At 63.0% G+C, this 20,289-nt stretch carries 18 protein-coding genes and 1 tRNA gene; 10 read left to right on the top strand and 9 right to left on the bottom strand.

Annotated elements, in window-relative coordinates; genetic code table 11:
• Positions 1-38: 38 nt before the first annotated feature.
• From ilvD to KA354_07595, 9 genes are all read left to right on the top strand, one after another.
• A complete protein-coding gene (gene ilvD, locus KA354_07635) occupies positions 39-1,871 on the top strand; it encodes a dihydroxy-acid dehydratase (GenBank protein MBP7934506.1) in 1,833 nt (610 codons plus the stop codon).
• Positions 1,872-2,181: 310 nt separating this feature from the next.
• Positions 2,182-2,613 carry an ACT domain-containing protein gene (locus KA354_07630; protein ID MBP7934505.1) on the top strand — a complete coding sequence of 144 codons (432 nt, stop codon included), beginning with the start codon at positions 2,182-2,184 and terminating at the stop codon, positions 2,611-2,613.
• Positions 2,614-2,641: 28 nt separating this feature from the next.
• On the top strand, positions 2,642-3,844 hold the full coding sequence (locus tag KA354_07625; protein ID MBP7934504.1) for an ABC transporter substrate-binding protein: 1,203 nt from the start codon (positions 2,642-2,644) through the stop codon (positions 3,842-3,844).
• A gap of 135 nt (positions 3,845-3,979) precedes the next feature.
• Positions 3,980-5,101, top strand: coding sequence for an ABC transporter substrate-binding protein (locus KA354_07620; GenBank protein MBP7934503.1), 1,122 nt, complete (start codon positions 3,980-3,982; stop codon positions 5,099-5,101).
• 35 nt (positions 5,102-5,136) lie between these two features.
• The gene (locus KA354_07615; protein MBP7934502.1) at positions 5,137-6,024 is read left to right on the top strand and encodes a branched-chain amino acid ABC transporter permease; all 888 of its coding nucleotides are present in this window, start codon (positions 5,137-5,139) and stop codon (positions 6,022-6,024) included.
• Positions 6,021-7,094 carry a branched-chain amino acid ABC transporter permease gene (locus tag KA354_07610; GenBank protein ID MBP7934501.1) on the top strand — a complete coding sequence of 358 codons (1,074 nt, stop codon included), beginning with the start codon at positions 6,021-6,023 and terminating at the stop codon, positions 7,092-7,094. Before KA354_07615 ends, KA354_07610 begins: the two co-directional genes overlap by 4 nt.
• Positions 7,087-7,872 carry an ABC transporter ATP-binding protein gene (locus KA354_07605; GenBank protein MBP7934500.1) on the top strand — a complete coding sequence of 262 codons (786 nt, stop codon included), beginning with the start codon at positions 7,087-7,089 and terminating at the stop codon, positions 7,870-7,872. The genes KA354_07610 and KA354_07605 overlap by 8 nt, the downstream gene beginning before the upstream one ends.
• Positions 7,850-8,587 carry an ABC transporter ATP-binding protein gene (locus KA354_07600; protein ID MBP7934499.1) on the top strand — a complete coding sequence of 246 codons (738 nt, stop codon included), beginning with the start codon at positions 7,850-7,852 and terminating at the stop codon, positions 8,585-8,587. The genes KA354_07605 and KA354_07600 overlap by 23 nt, the downstream gene beginning before the upstream one ends.
• Positions 8,588-8,596: 9 nt before the next feature.
• Positions 8,597-9,916 (top strand): phenylacetate--CoA ligase, encoded by a 1,320-nt coding sequence (locus KA354_07595; protein ID MBP7934498.1) that lies wholly within the window; start codon positions 8,597-8,599, stop codon positions 9,914-9,916.
• Between the two features lie 153 nt (positions 9,917-10,069).
• Here the strand turns inward: KA354_07595 and KA354_07590 are convergent, their stop codons facing one another.
• Positions 10,070-10,777 carry a PEP-CTERM sorting domain-containing protein gene (locus tag KA354_07590; protein ID MBP7934497.1) on the bottom strand — a complete coding sequence of 236 codons (708 nt, stop codon included), beginning with the start codon at positions 10,775-10,777 and terminating at the stop codon, positions 10,070-10,072.
• A gap of 386 nt (positions 10,778-11,163) precedes the next feature.
• Here KA354_07590 and KA354_07585 point away from each other — a divergent pair, with 386 nt between their 5' ends.
• Positions 11,164-11,781 carry a transposase gene (locus tag KA354_07585; protein ID MBP7934496.1) on the top strand — a complete coding sequence of 206 codons (618 nt, stop codon included), beginning with the start codon at positions 11,164-11,166 and terminating at the stop codon, positions 11,779-11,781.
• A 904-nt stretch (positions 11,782-12,685) separates the two neighbouring features.
• Here the strand turns inward: KA354_07585 and KA354_07580 are convergent.
• The 8 genes from KA354_07580 to KA354_07545 all read right to left on the bottom strand — a co-directional run bounded on the left by KA354_07580 (position 12,686) and on the right by KA354_07545 (position 20,218).
• Positions 12,686-12,759: transfer RNA gene (locus KA354_07580), tRNA-Val, on the bottom strand.
• A gap of 94 nt (positions 12,760-12,853) precedes the next feature.
• The gene (locus KA354_07575; protein ID MBP7934495.1) at positions 12,854-13,030 is read right to left on the bottom strand and encodes a hypothetical protein; all 177 of its coding nucleotides are present in this window, start codon (positions 13,028-13,030) and stop codon (positions 12,854-12,856) included.
• 242 nt (positions 13,031-13,272) lie between these two features.
• Positions 13,273-13,992 carry a YceH family protein gene (locus KA354_07570; protein ID MBP7934494.1) on the bottom strand — a complete coding sequence of 240 codons (720 nt, stop codon included), beginning with the start codon at positions 13,990-13,992 and terminating at the stop codon, positions 13,273-13,275.
• Between the two features lie 42 nt (positions 13,993-14,034).
• Positions 14,035-15,309 (bottom strand): HlyC/CorC family transporter, encoded by a 1,275-nt coding sequence (locus tag KA354_07565; protein ID MBP7934493.1) that lies wholly within the window; start codon positions 15,307-15,309, stop codon positions 14,035-14,037.
• 5 nt (positions 15,310-15,314) lie between these two features.
• Entirely contained in the window at positions 15,315-15,803 is a 489-nt protein-coding gene (ybeY, locus tag KA354_07560; GenBank protein ID MBP7934492.1) for an rRNA maturation RNase YbeY, read from the bottom strand.
• Positions 15,800-18,244, bottom strand: coding sequence for an HDIG domain-containing protein (locus tag KA354_07555; protein MBP7934491.1), 2,445 nt, complete (start codon positions 18,242-18,244; stop codon positions 15,800-15,802). Before KA354_07555 ends, ybeY begins: the two co-directional genes overlap by 4 nt.
• Before the next feature lie 9 nt (positions 18,245-18,253).
• On the bottom strand, positions 18,254-19,123 hold the full coding sequence (locus KA354_07550) for a PhoH family protein (protein ID MBP7934490.1): 870 nt from the start codon (positions 19,121-19,123) through the stop codon (positions 18,254-18,256).
• A gap of 168 nt (positions 19,124-19,291) precedes the next feature.
• The gene (locus tag KA354_07545) at positions 19,292-20,218 is read right to left on the bottom strand and encodes a phosphatidate cytidylyltransferase (protein ID MBP7934489.1); all 927 of its coding nucleotides are present in this window, start codon (positions 20,216-20,218) and stop codon (positions 19,292-19,294) included.
• Positions 20,219-20,289: the final 71 nt, after the last annotated feature.

The raw sequence follows: 20,289 nt of genomic DNA, 5'->3' as shown, positions 1-20,289 counted from the left end.
ATGGGTTCATAGTCCCGGTAGTCAAGAAAGGAACAGCCATGCGCAGTGATCTGGTCAAGCGGGGAATCGAGCGGGCGCCGCACCGAAGCCTGCTGAAGGCCACAGGCAATTTCACCGATGCGGACATCGACAAGCCGTTCATCGCGATCGTCAACTCGTTTGTTGAGATCATTCCCGGCCACGCCCACCTGGACAAGGTCGGCTACTTCGTCAAGGAAGCCGTCCGCGAGGCAGGCGGCGTACCGTTCATCTTCAACACCATCGGAATCGACGACGGCATCGCGATGGGACACCTGGGAATGAAGTTCTCGCTGCCCAGCCGGGAACTCATCGCCGACAGCGTGGAATCAATGATCGAGGCTCATCGGTTCGATGCGATGGTCTGCATCCCCAACTGCGACAAGATCGTACCCGGCATGATGATGGCCGCCGCGCGGTGCAATATCCCGGCCATCTTCGTCAGTGGCGGCCCGATGGAAGCGGGACGCACGTCCGAGGGCAAGAAGGTGGATCTCATTAGCGCCTTCTACGCGGTCAGCCAGCACACCGCGGGGCTGATGAGCGAGGACCAGGTCCGCGACATTGAAAACAACGCCTGCCCGACCTGCGGCAGCTGCTCTGGGATGTTCACCGCCAACAGTATGAACTGCCTCGCGGAGGCGCTGGGCATGGCCCTGCCCGGCAACGGCACGACTCTGGCAACCAGTGAAGACCGCAAGACACTCTACCGGGAGGCGGCCAGGCGGATCGTCGAGATGGCCAGGGCCGGCGGACCCCTGCCCAGGGAGATCATGACCCGCCAGGCGTTCGAGAACGCGATGATCCTGGACATGGCCATGGGCGGCTCGACAAACACCGTCCTCCATGTCCTGGCCGTAGCCCAGGAGGCGGGCGTCGCGTTCACCCTGAAAGACATCGACAGCGTCTCCCGGCAGACGCCGAACCTGTGCAAGCTGGCCCCTTCGTCGGGTGATAACGGGCGCTTGTACCACATCGAGGACTGCCACGCTGCCGGCGGCATCATGACCATTCTTGGCGAACTGGTGCGGGGCAAGAGCGGCCTGGTCAACGAGAAGTGCACGACCGTCACGGGAAAAACCATCGGGGAGAACATCCGAGCCCACGATATCCGCTTCAGGGGTCAGACGGTGCGCCTGGACGGCATCAGTACCGCCACCCGAAGCGAACTGAGCAAGTTTACCGATCATGCCGGCAAGGGCGGGGCGGGGGTGCTGACCACGCTCGCAGCCAAACAGTTCGAACCCACCGATTGCATTCGAACCGTGCCAGCGGCCTATTCGCAGGAAGGCGGCCTGAGCGTCCTGTACGGGAACATTGCCCTGGAGGGGGCGGTGGTCAAGACCGCCGGGGTAGACAAGGAGATGCTCGTGCACAGCGGTCCGGCGGTCATCTTCGAAAGCCAGGAAGAGGCTTGCGCGGGCATCCTGGCCGGCAAGGTGAAACCGGGCGACGTGGTGGTGATCCGTTACGAAGGCCCCAAGGGTGGGCCGGGAATGCAGGAGATGCTCGCCCCGACCAGCTACATCAAGGGCAACCCGGAGCTGGCGAAATCGGTGGCCCTCATCACCGACGGGCGCTTCAGCGGAGGTACGGCCGGTGCGTGCATCGGCCACGTCAGTCCGGAGGCGGCTCGAGGCGGGGCGATCGCCCTGCTGCGGAACGGCGACATCATCGAAATTGACATTCCCGGCCGAAAGCTCAACGCCAGGCTCTCCCAGACCGACCTCGCCAAGCGAAGGAAAGACTGGAAGGCCCCCGAGCCACGATACAAGAGCGGTTACCTCGCGAAGTACACCGCCATGGCGACCAGCGCCAGCACCGGCGCAGTTCTGAAATGGGATCGAACCTGAATCCCCTTCTCGGAGACTCCAGGGCCAAAGCCTGGGCGACGCCTCGCGTCCTCGCCGGTACTCGGACTATACCAGGAGTGCCGCGGAGCGTTTTCGCGGGCCGTTCCGCCAGACATCGAGTGGGCAACCGGATCGTGCAGACCGCCCCAGACGCCCTCTGCCTCCGTGCCGGCGGCACCCGCGATCGCGAGCCCGGGCCTGGCCACATCGCTCGATTGTCGGTAACGGGTTTCAGTCCTACTTGTCCGCAAGGCCCTTTGCGGGTAAGGTATCATCTGGGGCCGGGTCAGGTTCCGCCGGATAGGACGCCATGTACACCAAGCAGTTGTGCGTGTTTATCGAGAACCGGAGGGGCAGGTTGGCCGAGGTAACTCGCCTGCTGGCCGAACACAAGATCAACATCCGAGCCATGTCCCTGGCCGACATGCCCGACCTCGGGGTGCTGCGGCTCATCGTCGACGATCGCCTCCGTTGCCTCCAGGCACTCCGGGACCACGGTTTCGCCGTGCAGGAAGCCGACGTGATTGCGGTGGAAATCCAGGACGAACCCGGCGGCCTGCATCGTATCATCGAGGTCTTCGATCGTGACAACGTCAATATCGAGTACATGTACACGTTCTTCCGGAAGAACGTGGATACGGCCATCGTGGTCCTGAAGATCGACAATGCGGCCCAGGCCGCGGAAACCATGAGGAAGAACGCGATCCCTATTCTCCCGGAGGACGCTATTCAGAACCTGTGATGCACTTAGTTCAGAAAGGACGGCTTCCATGAACAGACGACTTGTGGCACTACTGGGTTTGGTTGCATGCTTCGCGGTCTGCCTGACGGGCTGCAAGGAGCCGGGCAGTCCATCGTCGAGCGCCTCCGCGCCTGCGGGAGCCAGGTCGACCGAGGGCGATCCCATCAAGGTCGGAGCCATCTTCGCGATCAGCGGCCCGGCGTCCTTCCTGGGGATTCCCGAGGAACGAACGGCAACCATGCTGGTTGACAAGATGAACGCCGCGGGCGGCGTCAACGGCCACAAGATCCAGCTTATCGTCAAGGACTCCGGAAGCAAACCGGAAAATGCCCTGTCACTCGCCAAGCAACTGATCGATGAAGAGAAGGTCCTGGCCATCATCGGGCCGTCGACCAGCGGCGAAACGCTGGCCATCAAGAACCTGTGCCAGGAAGCCAAGACAATCCTGATTTCCTGTGCCGCGGCCGAGACCATCGCCAAACCGGTCGCCAGCTACGTCTTCAAGGTCGCACCTCAGGACAGCGACGCCGCGCGACTCATCTACAAGACGATGAAGGCCAAGGGAATCTCGAAAGTCGGCGTGATTGCCAGCAATGACGGTTTTGGCATGGCCGGCAAGGCCCAGCTGGAGAAGCTGGCCGGTGACTTCGACATCACCGTGGTGATCTCGGAAGCCTACGACAAACAGGAAACGGATCTCACCAACGTCCTGACCAAGCTGAAGGGCCAGCAGGTCCAGGCCGTGGTCAACTGGTCAATCGTTCCCGCCCAGAGTCTCGTCGCCAAGAATATGAAACAGATTGGCTTCGACGTTCCGCTCTACCAGAGCCACGGCTTCGGTAACATCAAGTACGCTCAGGCCGGCGGCGAGGCCGTCAACGGTACGCTCCTGCCGTGCGGCCGGATCCTCGTGGCCGACGTCCTCCCGGCCGACCACCCCCAAAAGGCCCTCCTGATGGCCTACAAAACCGACTACGAAGGCAAGTTCAAGGAGGACGCAAGCACGTTCGGCGGCCATCCCTACGATGCCCTGCTCATCCTGACCGAGGCCATCAAGAAGGCCGGAAGCACGGATGGCGAGAAGGTCCGGGACGCCATCGAGAACCTCAAGGGCATCGTCGGAACGGCCGGAATCTTCAACTTCTCGGCCGAGGATCACAGCGGCCTGACCATCGATGCGTTCGAGATGCTGACCGTCAGGGACGGCAAGTTCGCCCTGGCAACAGATTAACTCTCGCGAAGAGGCCACCCGCCGCCGGAGACGGAAAGGCCCGCTTCGCGTTCCCCAGCCTCGGCTGGGACAATCAAGAAAGGGAGACGATCCATGAACACAGGAAACCGGGGGATTCTATGCGTCGCGCTGGCCATGGGACTCAGCATGGGCATCGCGCATTCTGCCTCCGCGGCCGACGCCCCGCCCATTAAAGTGGGAGCGGTCTTCTCCGTCACCGGCCCCGCATCATTCCTGGGGGCACCAGAGGCCAAGACAGCCGAAATGTTCGTACAGAAAATCAACGACGCGGGAGGCATCAATGGCCGGAAAATCCAACTCATCATCAAGGACACCGGCGGCAAGCCCGAAAGCGCCATCTCGATGACCAAGCAGCTCATCGAGGAAGAGAAGGTCCTGGCCATCATCGGGCCGTCGACCAGCGGCGAAACCATGGCCATCAAGAACATCTGCCAGGAAGGCGAGACGATTCTCCTGTCCTGCGCCGCCGCCGAGACAATCGTCAGCCCCGTCGCCAGTTACGTCTTCAAAACCCCCCAGAAGGACAGCGACGCCGCCAGGTGGATCTACAAGACCATGAAGGAAAAAGGGCTCACCAAGGTGGGCGTGATCACCAGCAACGATGGTTTCGGGATGGCCGGCAAGGCCCAGCTCGAGAAACTCGCGGGCGACTTCGGCATCACCGTGGTCATTTCGGAAGCCTATGACAAGCAGGAAACGGACCTCACCGGCGTCCTGACCAAGCTCAAAGGCCGCCAAGTCCAGGCCGTGATCAACTGGTCCATCGTTCCTGCACAAGGGCTGGTGGCCAAGACCATGAAGCAAATCGGTCTGGACGTACCCCTGTTCCAGAGTCACGGCTTCGGCAACATCAAGTACGCCCAGGCCAGCGGAGAGGCCGCCAACGGGACTCTCTTCCCCGCGGGCCGGTTGCTGGTCGCCGACACGCTTCCCGACAAGCATGCCCAGAAGAAAGTCCTCATGACCTACAAGAAGGACTACGAGGGCAAGTTCAAGGAAGATGCGAGCACCTTCGGCGGCCACGCGTATGACGCCATGCTGTTGCTCACTGAGGCGGTCAAGAAGGCCGGCAGTGCCGATCGCAAGAAGGTCCGCGACGCACTTGAGACGCTCAAGGACGTGGTCGGCACGGCCGGCGTGTTCAAGATGTCGGCCGAGGACCACAACGGCCTCGGGATGGACGCCTTCGAGCTGCTGACCGTCAAGGACGGCAAGTTCGCCACCTACAGGAAGTAGCCGCTTAGGGCCCAGAATAGAGGAGTGGACCGCAGGTGGACTTCACCCAGGTGCTGCAGTATTGCCTCGCCGGAATCACCGTCGGCAGCGTCTATGCCATCGTTGCCATCGGGTTCAATATCATTTACAGCGCGACAGGCATCATCAACTTCGCCCAGGGAGAGTTCCTCATCGTCGGGGCGATGACCGCGGTCAGCTTTAACCACTACATGCCTCTTCCGGTGGCGGTCCTGCTGGCGGTGGCGATCACGGCTGTCCTGGGCGGCCTGATCGAACTGGTGTTCATCCGGCGGGTCCGCGATGCTTCCGTGCTTCGCCTGATCGTGATCACCATCGGCGTCTCTATCCTGCTCCGCGAGGGCATGCTGCACGTCTGGGATGAGCAGGTCCGCGGCTTGCCCTATTTCACGGGATCGTCGCTGTCCACCATCGGCCTGATGGGCGCGAGGATCTCGCCGCAGGTGCTGTGGGTACTGGGCGTGTGCACCGTGATCGTCGCCGCCCTGACGCTGTTCTTCAGGTTCACGCTGACCGGGCGAGCCATGCGAGCCTGTGCGGACGACCGGATGGCCGCCAGGCTCTGCGGTATCAAGGACTCGCGGATGGTCACCTTGTCGTTCATGCTCAGCGCAGCCATCGGGGCCCTCGCCGGCTGCGTGATCTCGCCACTCACCCAGACGCAGTACGACATGGGCGCCCCCCTGGCCATCAAGGGCTTCACCGTGGCCATACTCGGGGGACTGGGCAACAGCATGGCCGCAGTCGTGGCCGGCCTGCTGCTCGGCCTGCTCGAAACATTGGCGGTCAGCCAGCTTCCGGTTGCCTACAAGGAAGTCGTGTCCATTGTGGTTCTCCTGCTGGTTCTGATCTTCAGACCCAGCGGCCTTTTCGCTCGGCGAGAGACGAGTGCCTTGCGAGCATGAACAAGCACCTGCGCATGTACGGGCCTGTCATCGCCGCCGCTGTGGCCGTGATGGTCTTGCAGTTCGCGCTGTCCGCGAGCCACGCACCCTACTACATGACCCAAGTCACGATGTCGGTCTATTACGCCCTCGTGGTCCTCGGGCTCTGCCTGCTGATGGGCTACGCCGGGCAAGCCTCGCTGGGACACGCCGGTTTCTTCGCTGTCGGCGGCTACACCGCCGCCGTCATGACCACCTGTAACCTCAGCGCTTACCACGATGCCGCTCTGGTCGGCTGGTGCCGGTCGGTCGGACTCCTCATTGAGAAGCAGGATCTCTACGGCCACCCCATGCTGTGCTTCTCCCCCTGGCCGGCATGCATCACCGCATTGGTGCTGACCGGCCTGGTGGCCCTCCTGATCGGCGTGCCCGTCATCCGCCTGAAAGGGCACTACCTGGCTATGGCCACCCTGGGGTTCGGCTTGATCATCCATCGCATCGTCCAAGGAGCCCAGGTCTTCGGCCAGGCCGACGGCATCTCCAACGTGCCGCCGTTCCAGCTCTTCGGGGGCCTGGAGGTCAACGGGCGGGCGGCCTTCCGCGTCCAGAACTACTACATCGCCTGGACGGTCGCCCTGGTCGCCCTCGTGCTGGCCATCAACTTGGTCCACTCACGCGTCGGCCGGGCGCTCCGCTCAATCCATGAGAACGAGGAGGCCGCGCATTCACTCGGCGTCAATACCTACCGCTACAAGCTGGCCACCTTCGTACTGAGCGCTCTCTTCGCCGCCATGGGCGGTATCCTCCTCACCCACTACAACGGAAGCATCGGACCCTCCGAGGTGTCGGTGATGAAGTCCGTGCGCTACGTGGCCATCGTGGCCGTCGGCGGAATGGCCAACCTGTGGGGCGCAATGCTGATGGGCGTCCTGCTCAGCTTCCTCTCCCTGAGAGGCGTGTTCGGTACCTACGACGACCTGGTCTTCGGCGCCATCCTGATCGTCATGATGCTCTTCGCCTCCGAAGGCCTTCTGCGCATGCCGAACTGGCGGGCTCTTCGTTCTCGGCTCCAGAGGAAGCCCCATGGCTGAGACACTCCTCGAAACACGAAACCTGAACCGCTACTTCGGCGGCCTTCATGCCGTCAAGGACGTGAGTTTCACGGTCGCGCAAGGAATGATCAAGGCGGTAATCGGTCCCAACGGCGCAGGCAAGACCACGCTGTTCAACCTCGTCGCGGGCTCCATCCCACCCAACGGCGGCCAGGTCCTCTTTCGCGGGCGATCGATCACCGCCTGGAAACCGCACGCCGTGGCCGCGCAAGGCATTGCCCGAACCTTCCAGACCACCAAGCTGTTCCCGCACATGACCGTCCTCGAGAACGTCATGATGGGACGCCATCCGCGGACCCGGTCCGGCTTCATCGCCGGAATGCTCAACCTGCCCCATACCTGGCGCGAGGAACGCGAGGTGCGGAGCAAGGCCATGGAGATCCTGGCCGACCTTAATCTCACAGAATACGCCCGGGAAACGGCCGCCAACCTCTCCTTCGGCCGCCAACGATTGGTCGAGTTCGCCAGAGCACTGGCCACCGAGCCGAGAATCCTGCTTCTCGATGAGCCGGCGGCCGGCCTGAACATCTACGAAACGCAAGCCCTCTCCCGATTGATCCTCAGGATTCGGGATCGGGGCATCACGTGTCTGGTCGTGGAGCACGACATGTCCCTGGTGATGAGTATCTCGGACGACGTCGTGGTTCTCGATCAAGGAGCCAAGATCGCGGAGGGACCTCCCCGGGCCATTCAGCGCGACCCGGAGGTGATACGCGTCTATCTGGGTGACGATCATGCTGCGGCTGGCAAATCTTGAAGCAGGATACGGCCCGCTCAGGGTCCTGAAGGGCGTCTCCCTGCACGTGTCGCAGGGCGAGGCGGTCGCCATCATCGGGGCCAACGGCGCCGGCAAGACCACGCTTCTCAAGACGGTCGCCGGCGTGATCAGACCGCGATCGGGAAAGGTATCATTCGACAAACACGAAATTCAGGGCCGTGCCCCGGAAAACGTCGTCGAGTCCGGCTGCTCGCTGGTTCCCGAGGGCCGTCACGTGTTTCCCACCCTCACCGTCAAAGACAACCTCATCCTCGGCGCCTACGCCCTCCGCCGGAGGAAGCAGTCCGCCGCGGAGGTGACTGCGAGCCTCGAGGAGGTCCACTCCCTGTTCCCGATCCTCAAGGAACGCCACGGCCAGATCGCCGGAACGCTCTCCGGCGGACAGCAGCAGATGCTCGCCATCGGCCGAGCCCTGATGTCCAGGCCAAAACTCCTGATGATGGATGAACCCTCGCTGGGCGTTGCACCCATCGTGGTCCGCGACATCTACCAGGCCGTCGCTCGCCTGAAACGCAACGGACTGACGATCCTATTGGTCGAACAGAACGCCCGGGCCGCCCTGGCCGTGGCCGACCGCGGCTACGTCATCGAGACCGGTCAGATTGTCCTCGAAGGGACCACCCAGGAACTGGCCGACAACCAGGAGGTCCAGCGAGCGTATTTGGGCAAGGAATACGAGCGAATCGACGAGTGAGGTGAGGCCATGAGCCATGCACGACTCCACAATCCGGGCTGCGAAACGCTGGGCCGCGATGAACTGGAACAACTCCAGATCGAGCGGCTTCAGTCGACCCTGAACCGGGTGTACCGCAACGTCGCCTTCTACCGCAACGCCTTCGATACCCACTGCGTCAACCTGGAGCGAATCCGGGACCTTCCGGCCCTGGCAGGTCTCCCGTTCACCACGCCCGAGGATCTGCGCAAGAGCTATCCCTACGACATGTTCGCCGTTCCACTGCGCGATATCGTCCGCATCCATTCCGGGGCGGCGGCGAGCGGCGCACCCATCGTCGTCGGCTACACCAGGAACGATCTGCGGAACTGGACCGAATGCAGCGCCCGTGTCCTGGCCGCGGCCGGCATCACCGAGCACGATGTGGTCCAGATCGCCCTCGATTACGGCCTGTTCCCCGGCGGTTTCGGCTTCCAGCAAGGCGCCGAACAGATCGGGGCCTCGGTGATCCCCGCATCCTCGACGGCCAGCGTCGAAAAACAAATCGCGGTCATGAAGGACTTCAAGACCACGGCGCTGATTACCATGCCGAGCCACGCCCTCAGCATCGCCTCGGGCCTCGAGCAGATGGGGCTTCATCCCGAACGGCTCTGTCTGAAGCTGGGCCTCTTCGGCGGCGAGCGCTGGAGCGACCAGCTTCAACGGCAGATCGAGGAACGCCTCCGCATCGTCGCAACCGACACCTACGGGCTGACCGCTCTGATGGGACCAGGCGTGGCCGGAGAGTGCCACGCGCGGCAGGGCATGCACATCAATGAGGACCACTTCATCGTCGAGGTCATCGATCCCAAAACGCTTCAGCCCCTCGGCCCCGGCCAGAAAGGCGAGCTCGTCCTGACCACCATCACCAAGGAAGGCTTCCCGCTCATCCGCTACCGAACCGGTGATCTGACCTCGATCCATCACCGGCCTTGCGCTTGCGGCCGAACCTTCGTCCGAATGGCCCGCGTCTCCGGCCGCACCGACGACCTCGTGGTCTTCCGCGGCGTGGCCTTCACCCCGTCCCAGATCGAGCAGGTCCTGGCCCAGGTCGAGGGCGCGAGCCCCCACTACCAGATCATCCTCGATCGGGTCGGCGGGGCGGACACGCTCGAGATTAAGGTGGAAGTGTGCGAGGCGTTTCCCTCCCTGGATGAGGTCCGAACGCTCGAAACCCTCCGCCGCGGCATCAGCGATCGGCTGATGAACGTCCTCAACCTCGACGCCCGGGTCTCCTTCGCCGAGCCCCAGTCCCTGCGCCGGGAAGCCGGCCCGTCCACCCCCGTCGTAGACCGCAGAGGCACCCCCTGAAAAAAGTGTCAGGATGATTTTCCTGCTGTCCGTGGTGTCTTGGTCTGTGCAGGATCTGCGGCCCGCGTCTCCCCGGCCAGGGGGGCCATCCCGTCCCTCTTGCTGATGGCCGATCGCCGACCGCTTCTCCTTCTCCGGGCCCGGGACGGGCGCCTACCGGCGCCGGCAAGTCGAGAAGGCCCCGGTCGCCAAAAGCAGCAGGATCAGCGAGCTCGGCTCGGGTGTTAGCGTGAAACCGTTCAGACGAGCCCGGTTGCTGTCGGTCGGATCCGTGACTGTGGCCAAATCGTCCTCCCGGAAAACAATCTCCTTAACCTGCCCGGCAGCCGTCACATCGAACGTGAAAGACGCAGGCTCCTCTCCGAACGGGCGCTGATCCACGAGGATAACGGTGGATGAGGAATCGCCCTGATTCCGAGCTTCGATCTGGATGTAGTTCTCCCCGGTGATCTCCGAATCGTAATGCCAACTCTGCATCGCATAGGTGCCGACGTCCAAGCCGGTGATTCTGAGCGCGACCGCCCGGTTAGAGCCGCCTTCGTTGTAGACAAAATCGGCGAGAAGGGCGTCGTAAGGGCCACCACCCCCACCCTTCGCGCGGCCGCGGCTCTGGTTGTCGGCCGAGAAGCCAAAGAGCTCGAGCTTCACGTCACCGAATGTCAGCGACGGGTCGGGCGTGCGAACAAACGTGGTCATGTCCCACGACGTAAAACCACTCTGGGTAGCGAATGTGCCGGAGGTGTCCGATCCGGACCGGCGGGCGCTGTCGATATCGACGGCCACGTGGATACCGGCCGCGAAAGCCGCCCCCGAGCACATCAGGGCCAGCAAGGATGCCGCGCACAGAAAACGACGCTTCATGATCTTCCTCCTCTCCTCAGACATGCTCCGGGAAAATGCCACCGTCAACCTGATAATATACCGTCAGCCCAAAGAACAGGCAAGTCCCGATCTGCTCGGTTCATCTCCCAGCCTGCATCCGCCGGGGGGTGCCGGCCAGTGGCGTCTTGCTCGGCGAAACTCGCCCGTACCGCACAAGAATCCCACCGGCCACATGGCCGGCCTGCAGTCGCGGCTGGCTGCGGCGCCACCTTTCGGTCAGCCCCACCCTCGCGGACACAGGCCACGGGGGGTAGCGGCTGGCCGTGGTTCCGCATGTCACCCAATCGCTTGCCCGCCCCAAAAACCTCAAGACAGACGACCCCCACGCCAAGTCGACGTACCAGGGGACCGGCGGTCCAGCCGGGCTGAACCTGTTTGACGACGATAAGGACTATGAGGCGTTTGAGCGGGTACTGGCCGAGGCCCGGGAGCGGGCGGGGATGCGGGTTTGTGCCTACGCCCTGATGCCCAACCATTTCCACCTGGTGCTGTGGCCGCGAAAGGACGGGGATCTCTCGCGGTTCATGCAGTGGCTGACCATGACGCACACCCAGCGGTGGCACGCCCATCGCCACAGAGCTGGCCACGGGCACCTGTACCAGTCGCACTTCAAGAGCTTCCCGATCCAGGCGAACGAGCATTTCCTGAGCGTGTGCCGACACGTGGAGCGGAACGCCCTGCGGGCCAAGCTGGTCAAGCGGGCGGAGGCTTGGGTGTGGTGTTCACTGGCCTGCCGAGAGGGGAAGCTGGGCAAGGGAACGGCACTGCTGGATGATGGGCCTGTGGATCGGCCACGCCGCTGGCGGCGGTTGGTGAACGAGCCGCAGAGCAAGAAGGAACTGGACCGGCTTCACACTTGCCTGCAACGCGGTCAGCCGTACGATGATGAAGCGTGGACGCGTCGAACGGCGGTCAAATTGGGTCTGGAAAGCAGCCTCCGCCCAGTCGGCCGGCCGCGGAAGGTAGGCGAGAAGGCGGCCTAACGGCTTCTGCCCCGAACGGCATGAGGCTAACGGCAGGAGTCATCGATGCAGGCAATGCCGATTGGAGAAACGGCGACTGCAACGATCTCGGAGAGACCAGCCATTGAGCCGTGGGCGTCGTATCACAGTCGTCGGACTGGTAGTAGTAGTAGCGGTGCTCGGTCTGTCTGTGCTACCTGTTGTGCCGAAGTATCAGTTGTTGTCCCGGACCCGGGTGATCCTCGGAGTGGTGCTGGAACTGTATGTTCAGGCCCACGGCAGGATGCCCACCGGGTTCAGTGATTTGGAGTCTGCTGGTCTGCTGCGCGCGATCTCTTGGAACGGGAAGACCGAGTGGCAGGTTGCCACGAGCGAATTGCCACCTACGGTCCTTCTCCGTGTTGAGGATCTCTCGGTCAAATGGGGTATACCAATCGAATCGCTTGCACTGCGTGACGGGCGCATAGTTGATCCGAAAACTGGGCAGCTCACGCGTATTATCGAGAGCAAACGTTGGTACGTAAGCAGTTCCGATGCTATCTCAATCAGGCTCTATCGGCTGCTTGCTGGCAAGTGCACCCCGTCAAGCAGTCCACGTGAGGAGGCGGAAGAGGGGTAACAGGGGCAGGCTCCGTGATTTGCGGGATATGCTGTTCTCATGCCACGGGTGACTAGGGGTTCCACCCGTTTCCTCTTGCTGACCGTTGACCGCTGATCACCTTTCCTGGCCCGGGACGGGACAGGTGATATGAGTGTGGAGGACGATCCCTGCGGTCCGCCTCCCAGCTCTTTGAAATCCTAATAGCCCTGCCGCTTGACTCGCCGCGGTCCAGGCTCGGACGAGGTCAGCTCCCACCGCTCCGGCTCACAGCTGATTCTGAATTGGCTTCGTTTGGCGCTGGTTCTTGGCGTCACGTGGGGGTATTGGGCGATACCGGACTCGAACCAGTGACCTTCTCGGTGTAAGCGAGACGCTCTAGCCAGCTGAGCTAATCGCCCGGGCACATCACAGTTTGCCTGCGTGCATTACGGCCAATCGCCTACATGCATGACAGCAGGGGTCATTGTACCGGCTCAGTATTGGGGTAACAACTCAACGGCGATCGGTATCGACACGCTGGCCAGCGGTGGCCATCCAGACGTAGAGCTCAACGATCGTGCTGGTCATGGTCTGCATGAGCGCCAAGAGCCGCGTGAACTCCTCAAAAGAAATGACCACGGAATCCTGCGATTTCGGGGCGGCCGGCGGGATGTCTGCATCGGCGAACAAAACTGTGCTCCTCGGTCCAGGCCGGCAGGTGGCTCCACCGTCAGCATGAACCCCACGCCTCCACGGCCCTGGTCCGCTTTCGACGCGGCGAGGCCAAAGGGCATGATCGTCGGCTTCAACTCCAAATCTTGAGGAAAAGCAGGGCAAACGCTCTATTTCATCGTGTATCTGGAACGTGGCGCTCCGGAATGGCACGAGACATGCCAGCTTTCGCCACCGCCCTGGAAGACCACCTCGCCCGGTCACGAGCTCCGGCCAGCCTCCAGGGCCTCAATCCGCCGCGCAAGCTGTAGGAGATGACTGCGCAATTCAGCCAGCTCGGCCTCGAGTCGGGCCAGGTCGGTCCGGCCAGACGACGTCGTTCCAGCTACCCGCTCCGGAGAAGGCCGCGCCATCCCCGGCGGCTCACAGCTCTCGTGCCGCCCGGTGTTTGGGACTACACCGGCCACCGTCGGTATCTCGCCTTCCGGGTAGAACAGGTGGGTGAAGCGGATGGCGGACTGTCCCGGCTCACGAGGCAGGGGAGCGACAACCGGGGGATCGCAGGTCCGCAATGCCTCCAGGACGGTGTGGACGGCATCGAGGTTCTCGAACGCCGTGAGCCGCGACCCGCGCGAACGCAGCTCACCCGGAGTCTGTGGTCCCCGGAGCAAGAGCTCGGCCACGATCGCCCGCTCACGCGGGCCCCAGCCAAAGCAGACATCGATCTTGTGCCTGAAACGGTCGGTTCGCGCACCCGGGGCAGGCAGGATCTGCTCGACCAGTCCGCGCTTTCGAAGAGCATCCAGCGTGGCACTGACCGCCACCTCGTCAAGCTCCATGATAGGATCGCGATTGTTGCGTTGGTTACAGGCGGCGACAATGGCATTGGCCGTCATAGGGTAGTACTCCGGCTGGGCCATCGACTTTTCCATGAGGACGCCAATGACTCGCCGCTCGTGTTCGCTGAGGACCAGGTTCATGAGGCGTGTCCTTTCTCGCGGAAATGGGCCGGGTATCCGCCGTCAGTGAGCGGGCTCGTCCGGCACGACCTGGATGCGCAGACGGTTGATCTTCCGCTCTTCGGCGTCCAGGACACTGAACCGGATGTTGCGGAAGCTCAGTTCTTCGCCCGCTGCCGGGATCTTGCCCATCTCACTGAATAGGAAACCACCGACTGTGTCGTAGTCCCTGTCCTCGGGCAGTTCGATGCCGAGTTCGTGGTTCAGCTCGTCAATGTGTACGCGAGCATCGACTTCCACCGTCTTGTCGTCGATGTGGCGAATGCTCTCGGGCGCAGGGTTCTCATACTCGTCGGCGATGTCACCCACGATCTCCTCGATGATGTCCTCGATCGTCACCAGGCCTGCAGTCCCCCCGTACTCGTCTACGACAATGGCCAGGTGGACCTTCTTCTCGCGCAGCTCGGTCAATAGGTCGGGAATGCGCTTGGTCTCGGGTACGAAGGGCACCTTCCGCATCGCCTCGAGCGGCTCGAACTCGTCGCGATCGGTGAACATGAGCAGATCCTTGGCGTACAACACGCCCCGTACGTCGTCGAGGCTGTCGCCGTAGATGGGGATGCGGGAGTGCCCTTCGCGGGCGATGAACTCCTTGGCCTCGTCCAGCGTGATGCTGGCCGGCAAGGCCACCATCTCGGTCCGGGGAGTCATGATCTGGGCAACGTGCTTGTCGCGAAGACCCATCACCGACTGGATCATCTCGGCGTCTTCTTCGTGAACGGCACCTGCCAGTTCGCCCTCGCTGACCGCCCCCAGGATCTGTTGCTCGATCTGGTCAGCCTCGGCTTCTTCCTCGTCGGCGAGCGGAACACCCGCCAAGCGGCGGACCAGACCGTTGAACAGATGCTGGATGGCCAGGAAGGGAAAGAGGAGCGTGCGCAGAAGCAGCAACGCCGGCAGGATCGCCGCCAGGTACCCGTCGCCGGCGTACCGAGCCCACGCGTGGGGCAAGGCAACACCCAAAACCAAGACGACCAGAACCGAGAGCGTGAAAACTGTGATGTAGCCGGCCTGGGCGTGGGCGGATGGGCCAAAGCCGAAGGCATGGGCAATCAGCAAGACCAGCCCGAGAATCGAACAGATGCGGACGACCGAGGTGGAGAAGATGAGGTCGTCACGGCGCTCGGTCAGTCGATCGAGCAGGGACGCCCTCCCGGTTCTCTCCAGTCGCTCGTCGAGCTGCACGCGCGAGAAATGCCGGAGAGCGACATTCGCAGTGGTGCTCAAGGTGGCCAGGACAGCAAGTCCCAGCCCGATGAACAGTTCCGAGTCGGGCACGTTGGCTACACCCTTCTTTCTCGCGGTGGGAGGCGACAGGCAGGCTCAGGCCGATCGGCCAGCCGAGACAGGACAGCATTCTCCTGCCGCCGCATCCGCCTGCGTTGGGAGGCAGTTTTATCATCGTGTCCGAGCAGATGCAATACGCCGTGAACGACGTAACGCAGCACTTCCTGGTCCATCCTCAGGCCCAGCGCCCGGGCCTGCCGGGCGGCGGTCTCGGCGGATATGACGATCTCACCCTCGAGCTCGCCATCGCGCGGATCGTCGCGCAAATCAAAGCTCATCACGTCCGTCGCCCGAGGATCCGCGAGGTAGCGCCCGTGCAACAGGGCGATCATGGCATCGTCGACGACGGCCACTCCGATCGCCCGGATAGGCTGATCGCCTGCCGCGGCCCGCACCGCCCCCTTAATCCGCGACCTGGACAGACCGGCAACGCGACACACCATGCGAACGGTGACTGGGGCACCAGCGGCAGGAGTGGGGGTCATGATGAGCTACTCGCGGGAGCGGGTTCGACCAGGTCGGCGACCGGCTGGGCCGGAACCACAACCGCCGGCTTCGAAGGCTCGACCGACGGCCTGAGCAACTTCGGCTCCTGTTGGCTCGGGACCCGCGGCACGCTCCCGCCGGCCTTGGGATACTTGATCCGGCCATGGTGGATCGCGCACAGGCTCTTGACGATCGTCTGCTCGACAAGGTTGAGATCACGGAGCGTGATGTCGCATTCGTCAAACTGCCCGTCAGTGAGCCGGTCCATGACCACCTGGTGGACGGTGCTCTCGATACGCCCGGGCGTCGGTTCCGATAGGGCCCGGACGGCGCCCTCGCAGCCGTCGCAGATCATCAGGATCGCCGACTCACGGGAGCGGGGCTTGGGACCAGGATAGCGGAACTCACTCTCGGGTATCTCGCGATCGTGTTTGCCGGTCTTCTTGGCAGCGGCCTCGGTGGCCATGTGGTGGAAGTAGCGAACCACGGTGGTGCCGTGATGCTCGAGGATGAACTGATGAAGGAGGCGCGGTAACCCGTAGGCCTTGGCCATCTCCAGACCGTCCTTGACGTGTCCGGTGATGATCAGCAGGCTCATGGTCGGCGATAGCCGGTCATGGCGGTTCATCCGGGCTTCCTGGTTCTCGACAAAGTACTCGGTCTTCTGGACCTTGCCGATGTCGTGGTAGAGAGCCCCGACGCGGGCGAGCAGGCCGTTGGCCCCGATGGCCCCGGCGGCCGCTTCACTCATCTGGCTCAGCACCAGTGAGTGGCTGTACGTTCCCGGCGCTTCCTGGGCCAGTCGGCGGAGGAGCGGACGGCTGGCGTCGCACCACTCCAGTAGGGTCATACTCGTGGCGATGCCGAACCAGCGCTCGAAACTGGGCAGGATCCCCTGAACGAAGAAACCGGCGAACAGGGCCGCCAGGGCGGCGGCGGCCGAATGCTCGAGAACGTATTTCACGTCCTGGCCCTCGTGGAAGCCGACGGCGGTGGCGGCCACAAACGCGGCGGCCGCGGCCATGAGCCCTACCAGGATGATCTTGCTGCGGGTTCGAACCTCCTGGAGTGTGAAGACGGCAACGCTCATGCCGACAGTGAGGGTCAGAAACAGGCCGAAATCACCACCGGATGCCAGGGTCGCCAGGATGGCCAGGGTTCCGCCCGTGCCGAAAGCAAACCGCTGGTTGTAGGCGATCGTCAGGAGCATGGCCGCCGTCGCGACGAAGGCCAGCGTGAACTCGGCGGGTGGATGAGCGGGCGACTGGATCTGGTTCAGAAGCCGGGTACACAGCAGGAGGAGGAGCAGGAGCGTCACCAGGCCCAGGGCGCGCGTCGGTTTCTGGAAGATCCGCTGCTGGTAGATGACAATGTATGTGATCAGGCCGAGCGTCACCATGAGAATGATGATCGCTTTGCCCAACTCGCCCAACCAGCGCTGGCGGTAGAGCGTAGGATCGGTGCGCTGAGCCCGTCGAAACTCCTCGTGCTCCTTTTTGAGCAGCTCGATCTTCTGGGGCGCCAAAACCGTGCGCGCCCGAACGATCGGATCGCCGACCTCATACCGCAGGGTGTAGACCGGGATTCGGTCCTGGGCCTGCTTGGTGGCCTCCTTGGTCGCGTCTTGGTCGTATCGCCAGAGCGGAACCGGTTGCGGCTGAGTCCCGCTCTTGTCGGGCGCGCCGGTCAGCACCCTGCGGATCCGCTCCCGAACTGGTCCACGCAGCGCCTCGGGCACCGTCCGCTCGGCCACTTCGGTGGCGATTTGATCGACGACCTTCTCGTCGCCCACGTATTGAAGCCGGCTGGTCAGTATCTCGATGTCCGGCGCATCCTTGGCATCCTTGTGACGCAGAACGCTCGTCTGGGGAGTGCCTTCGCGAAAGGTCTTGGCCGGCTTGTGCACCAAGTACTGCCCCCCGAGCTCGCTGAGTACCCTCTTGACCAGCTTGTCGTACTCGCTGCTCTGGAACTCGTCGGCGGCGTAGGCCCGCAAAGCCGCCAGGCCGGCATCGCTGATGGCCCACCCTTTGGAGAGCAACTGAGGGCCAGGATTCTCGGTTACCGCCTTGACCGTGGCCAAGAGCTCAGTCAGATCGCTGCGAAGCGAAGCCAGCGGCGCCGGATTCTCAAGATACACATCGGGGGCATTGATCGCCGCGGCTTGACGCTCCTGCTGCGTGCGCTCGGTATCTTCCACCTGGAAGCCGACCCGGGCGACGATGTCATTCTGCACGAGCTCGTTGCGGTAGCGGGGCATGGAATCGCCGCCGACCACGAGGATCGTGACCGCGATGGCGTAGAAGCCCACCCAGATCGCCAGGGTCGCAGGATTGACGGCTCGGCAAAGTCGGCGCCACAGGGTGCCATGATGCTCACTGAGCTGACGCTTGGCTTCCTGACGCAGGGCCTCGGCTCGGTTTGTCTGTTTCGACCTCAAGTTCCAGGCTTACCTGTACTTCTCATTTGCGTAGGCGTTGACGATGTTCTGGACAAGCGGGTGACGAACGATGTCACACCGCTGCAACCGCACAATAGCGATGTCCTGCATGTCTTTCAATCGCCGTAGAGCGTCCGTGAATCCGGAAGTCTCGGGCTTCTCCAGGTCAATCTGGCTGTCGTCCCCGGTGACGATCATCTTGCTGTGATTGCCCAGGCGAGTCAGAAACATCAGCATCTGCGAACAGGTGGTGTTCTGGGCTTCGTCCAGGATGATCAGACTGTTGTTGAGCGTCCGCCCGCGCATGAAGGCCAGGGGCGCCACCTCCACCACGTCATTGGCGATGAACCGCTTGATCTGGTCATAGCTCATCATGTCATGCATCGCATCGAACAGCGGACGAAGGTACGGGTTCACCTTGGCCTGCATGTCGCCGGGAAGAAAGCCGAGCTTCTCCCCGGCCTCAACCGCAGGACGAACCAGAACGATACGCTGGATCGCCCCGACCTTGAGGAAGGACACCGCCATGGCCACGGCCAGATAGGTCTTGCCCGTACCGGCCGGCCCCACACAGAAGACGAGATCCCGTCCCTGGATGGCCTTGACGTACGCCATCTGGCCTTCGGTGCGGGGGCTGATCACTGCCTGCCGTGTGTAGACCTCAATAACCTGGTCGTCTCGCTCCTTGGCTTCGCCCAGCCGAGAAGCGAAAGCGATGGCCTCAATCACCTCATCATCGGTCAAATCGTCGTGATCCCGAAGCCCACGTTGGAGTTCCTCAATGACGGCGACCGCCCGCCCGACGGCCTGGGTGGTGCCGGCGATCTTGAGAGAAGAGTCGCGAGCGGTGATTTGGACGCCAAGGGCACCACGGATCATTCGAAGATGCCTGTCGCCCGACCCGAAAAGGGCGGCGCGTCTGGCGGCGTCTTCCAGCGTAATGGTCAGTTCCAAAGTGCTATTGTACTCCCGTGCCACCAATCCGCCCGTCCGGCCCCAACTCGACGGCGATCGGGTCACCGTAAGGCGGTCCAGCCCAGGGCTATTCTAGCCGATTTTCGGCATGAACGTTAGCATCCACCAGGCCACCGGGGCCGCAAACAACGTCGAATCCAGGAGATCCAGCAGGCCGCCAAAAGCCGGGATCAGGGCGGCCGAATCCTTCACCCCGATGTCTCGCTTGATCGCCGACTCCGCCAGATCCCCCAGGTGACCCATGACTGCCATAAGAACGCCAAAGACAAGAGCTTGCAGCACACCAAAGGGCGGGGAGCCAGGCGCGATCACCGGCCAGAAGGCCGCCCCGCCGGCCGCAACACCGGCCGAGACGACCATCGCGCCCAGAAACCCTTCAACGGTCTTCTTAGGGCTCAACCACGGGGCAAGGGCGTGGCGACCCAAGCACATTCCGGTGAAGTACGCCCCAATGTCCGCCGCCTTGATCGTCAGGACGGTGTACACCAGGAGTATCGCCCCGGCAGGCCCCGGATCGATGAATCGGATTCGCACGAAAAACGAGCCGAGCACCCCCAGGTAGACGATGATCAGGACCGTCGTGGCCATGGCCGTAGTCGCTCGTTCCGTTGTCTTGCGGGCCATGGCGGCCAAGGCGGCGCCAATGACGCCACCCATCAGCCAGACGACGGTCATCGACTCGCCGGAGACCGACAAACGAGGCGGGAGCCAGGGGATCACGACCAGACCGGCGCTGACCAAGGCCGCCCAGAGCGTCACCGGCCGATATCCGCCCAGCCGAAGCAGCGCCCCGAACTCGAAAGCCGCCAGAACCACCAGGAGCATGGCAACCGCAACCACGGGCAGGCCCGCGAACCGGATCCCAGTCTCCATCGGGGGGTAGCCGTCCGAACCGAGGCCGGGGGGCGGCTCGCCGACTGACAACCACGCGTCAAGGGCGATCAGGCCGCCCAAGGCCACAATCATCAGGCTGCCCAATAGAACTCTGGATAGCAGCATGGGCCGTTCTCTCCATGGTCCCAGCGTATGCTAAAGGCCGCTGATCCATGCGCCAACCTCCTTGAAGGCAG

The sequence above is a fragment of the Phycisphaerae bacterium genome, assembly GCA_018003015.1.
Lineage (GTDB): Bacteria > Planctomycetota > Phycisphaerae > UBA1845 > PWPN01 > JAGNEZ01.
The sequence above is the reverse complement of the archived record's forward strand: the minus strand, read 5'-3'. Positions and strand labels throughout refer to the sequence as shown.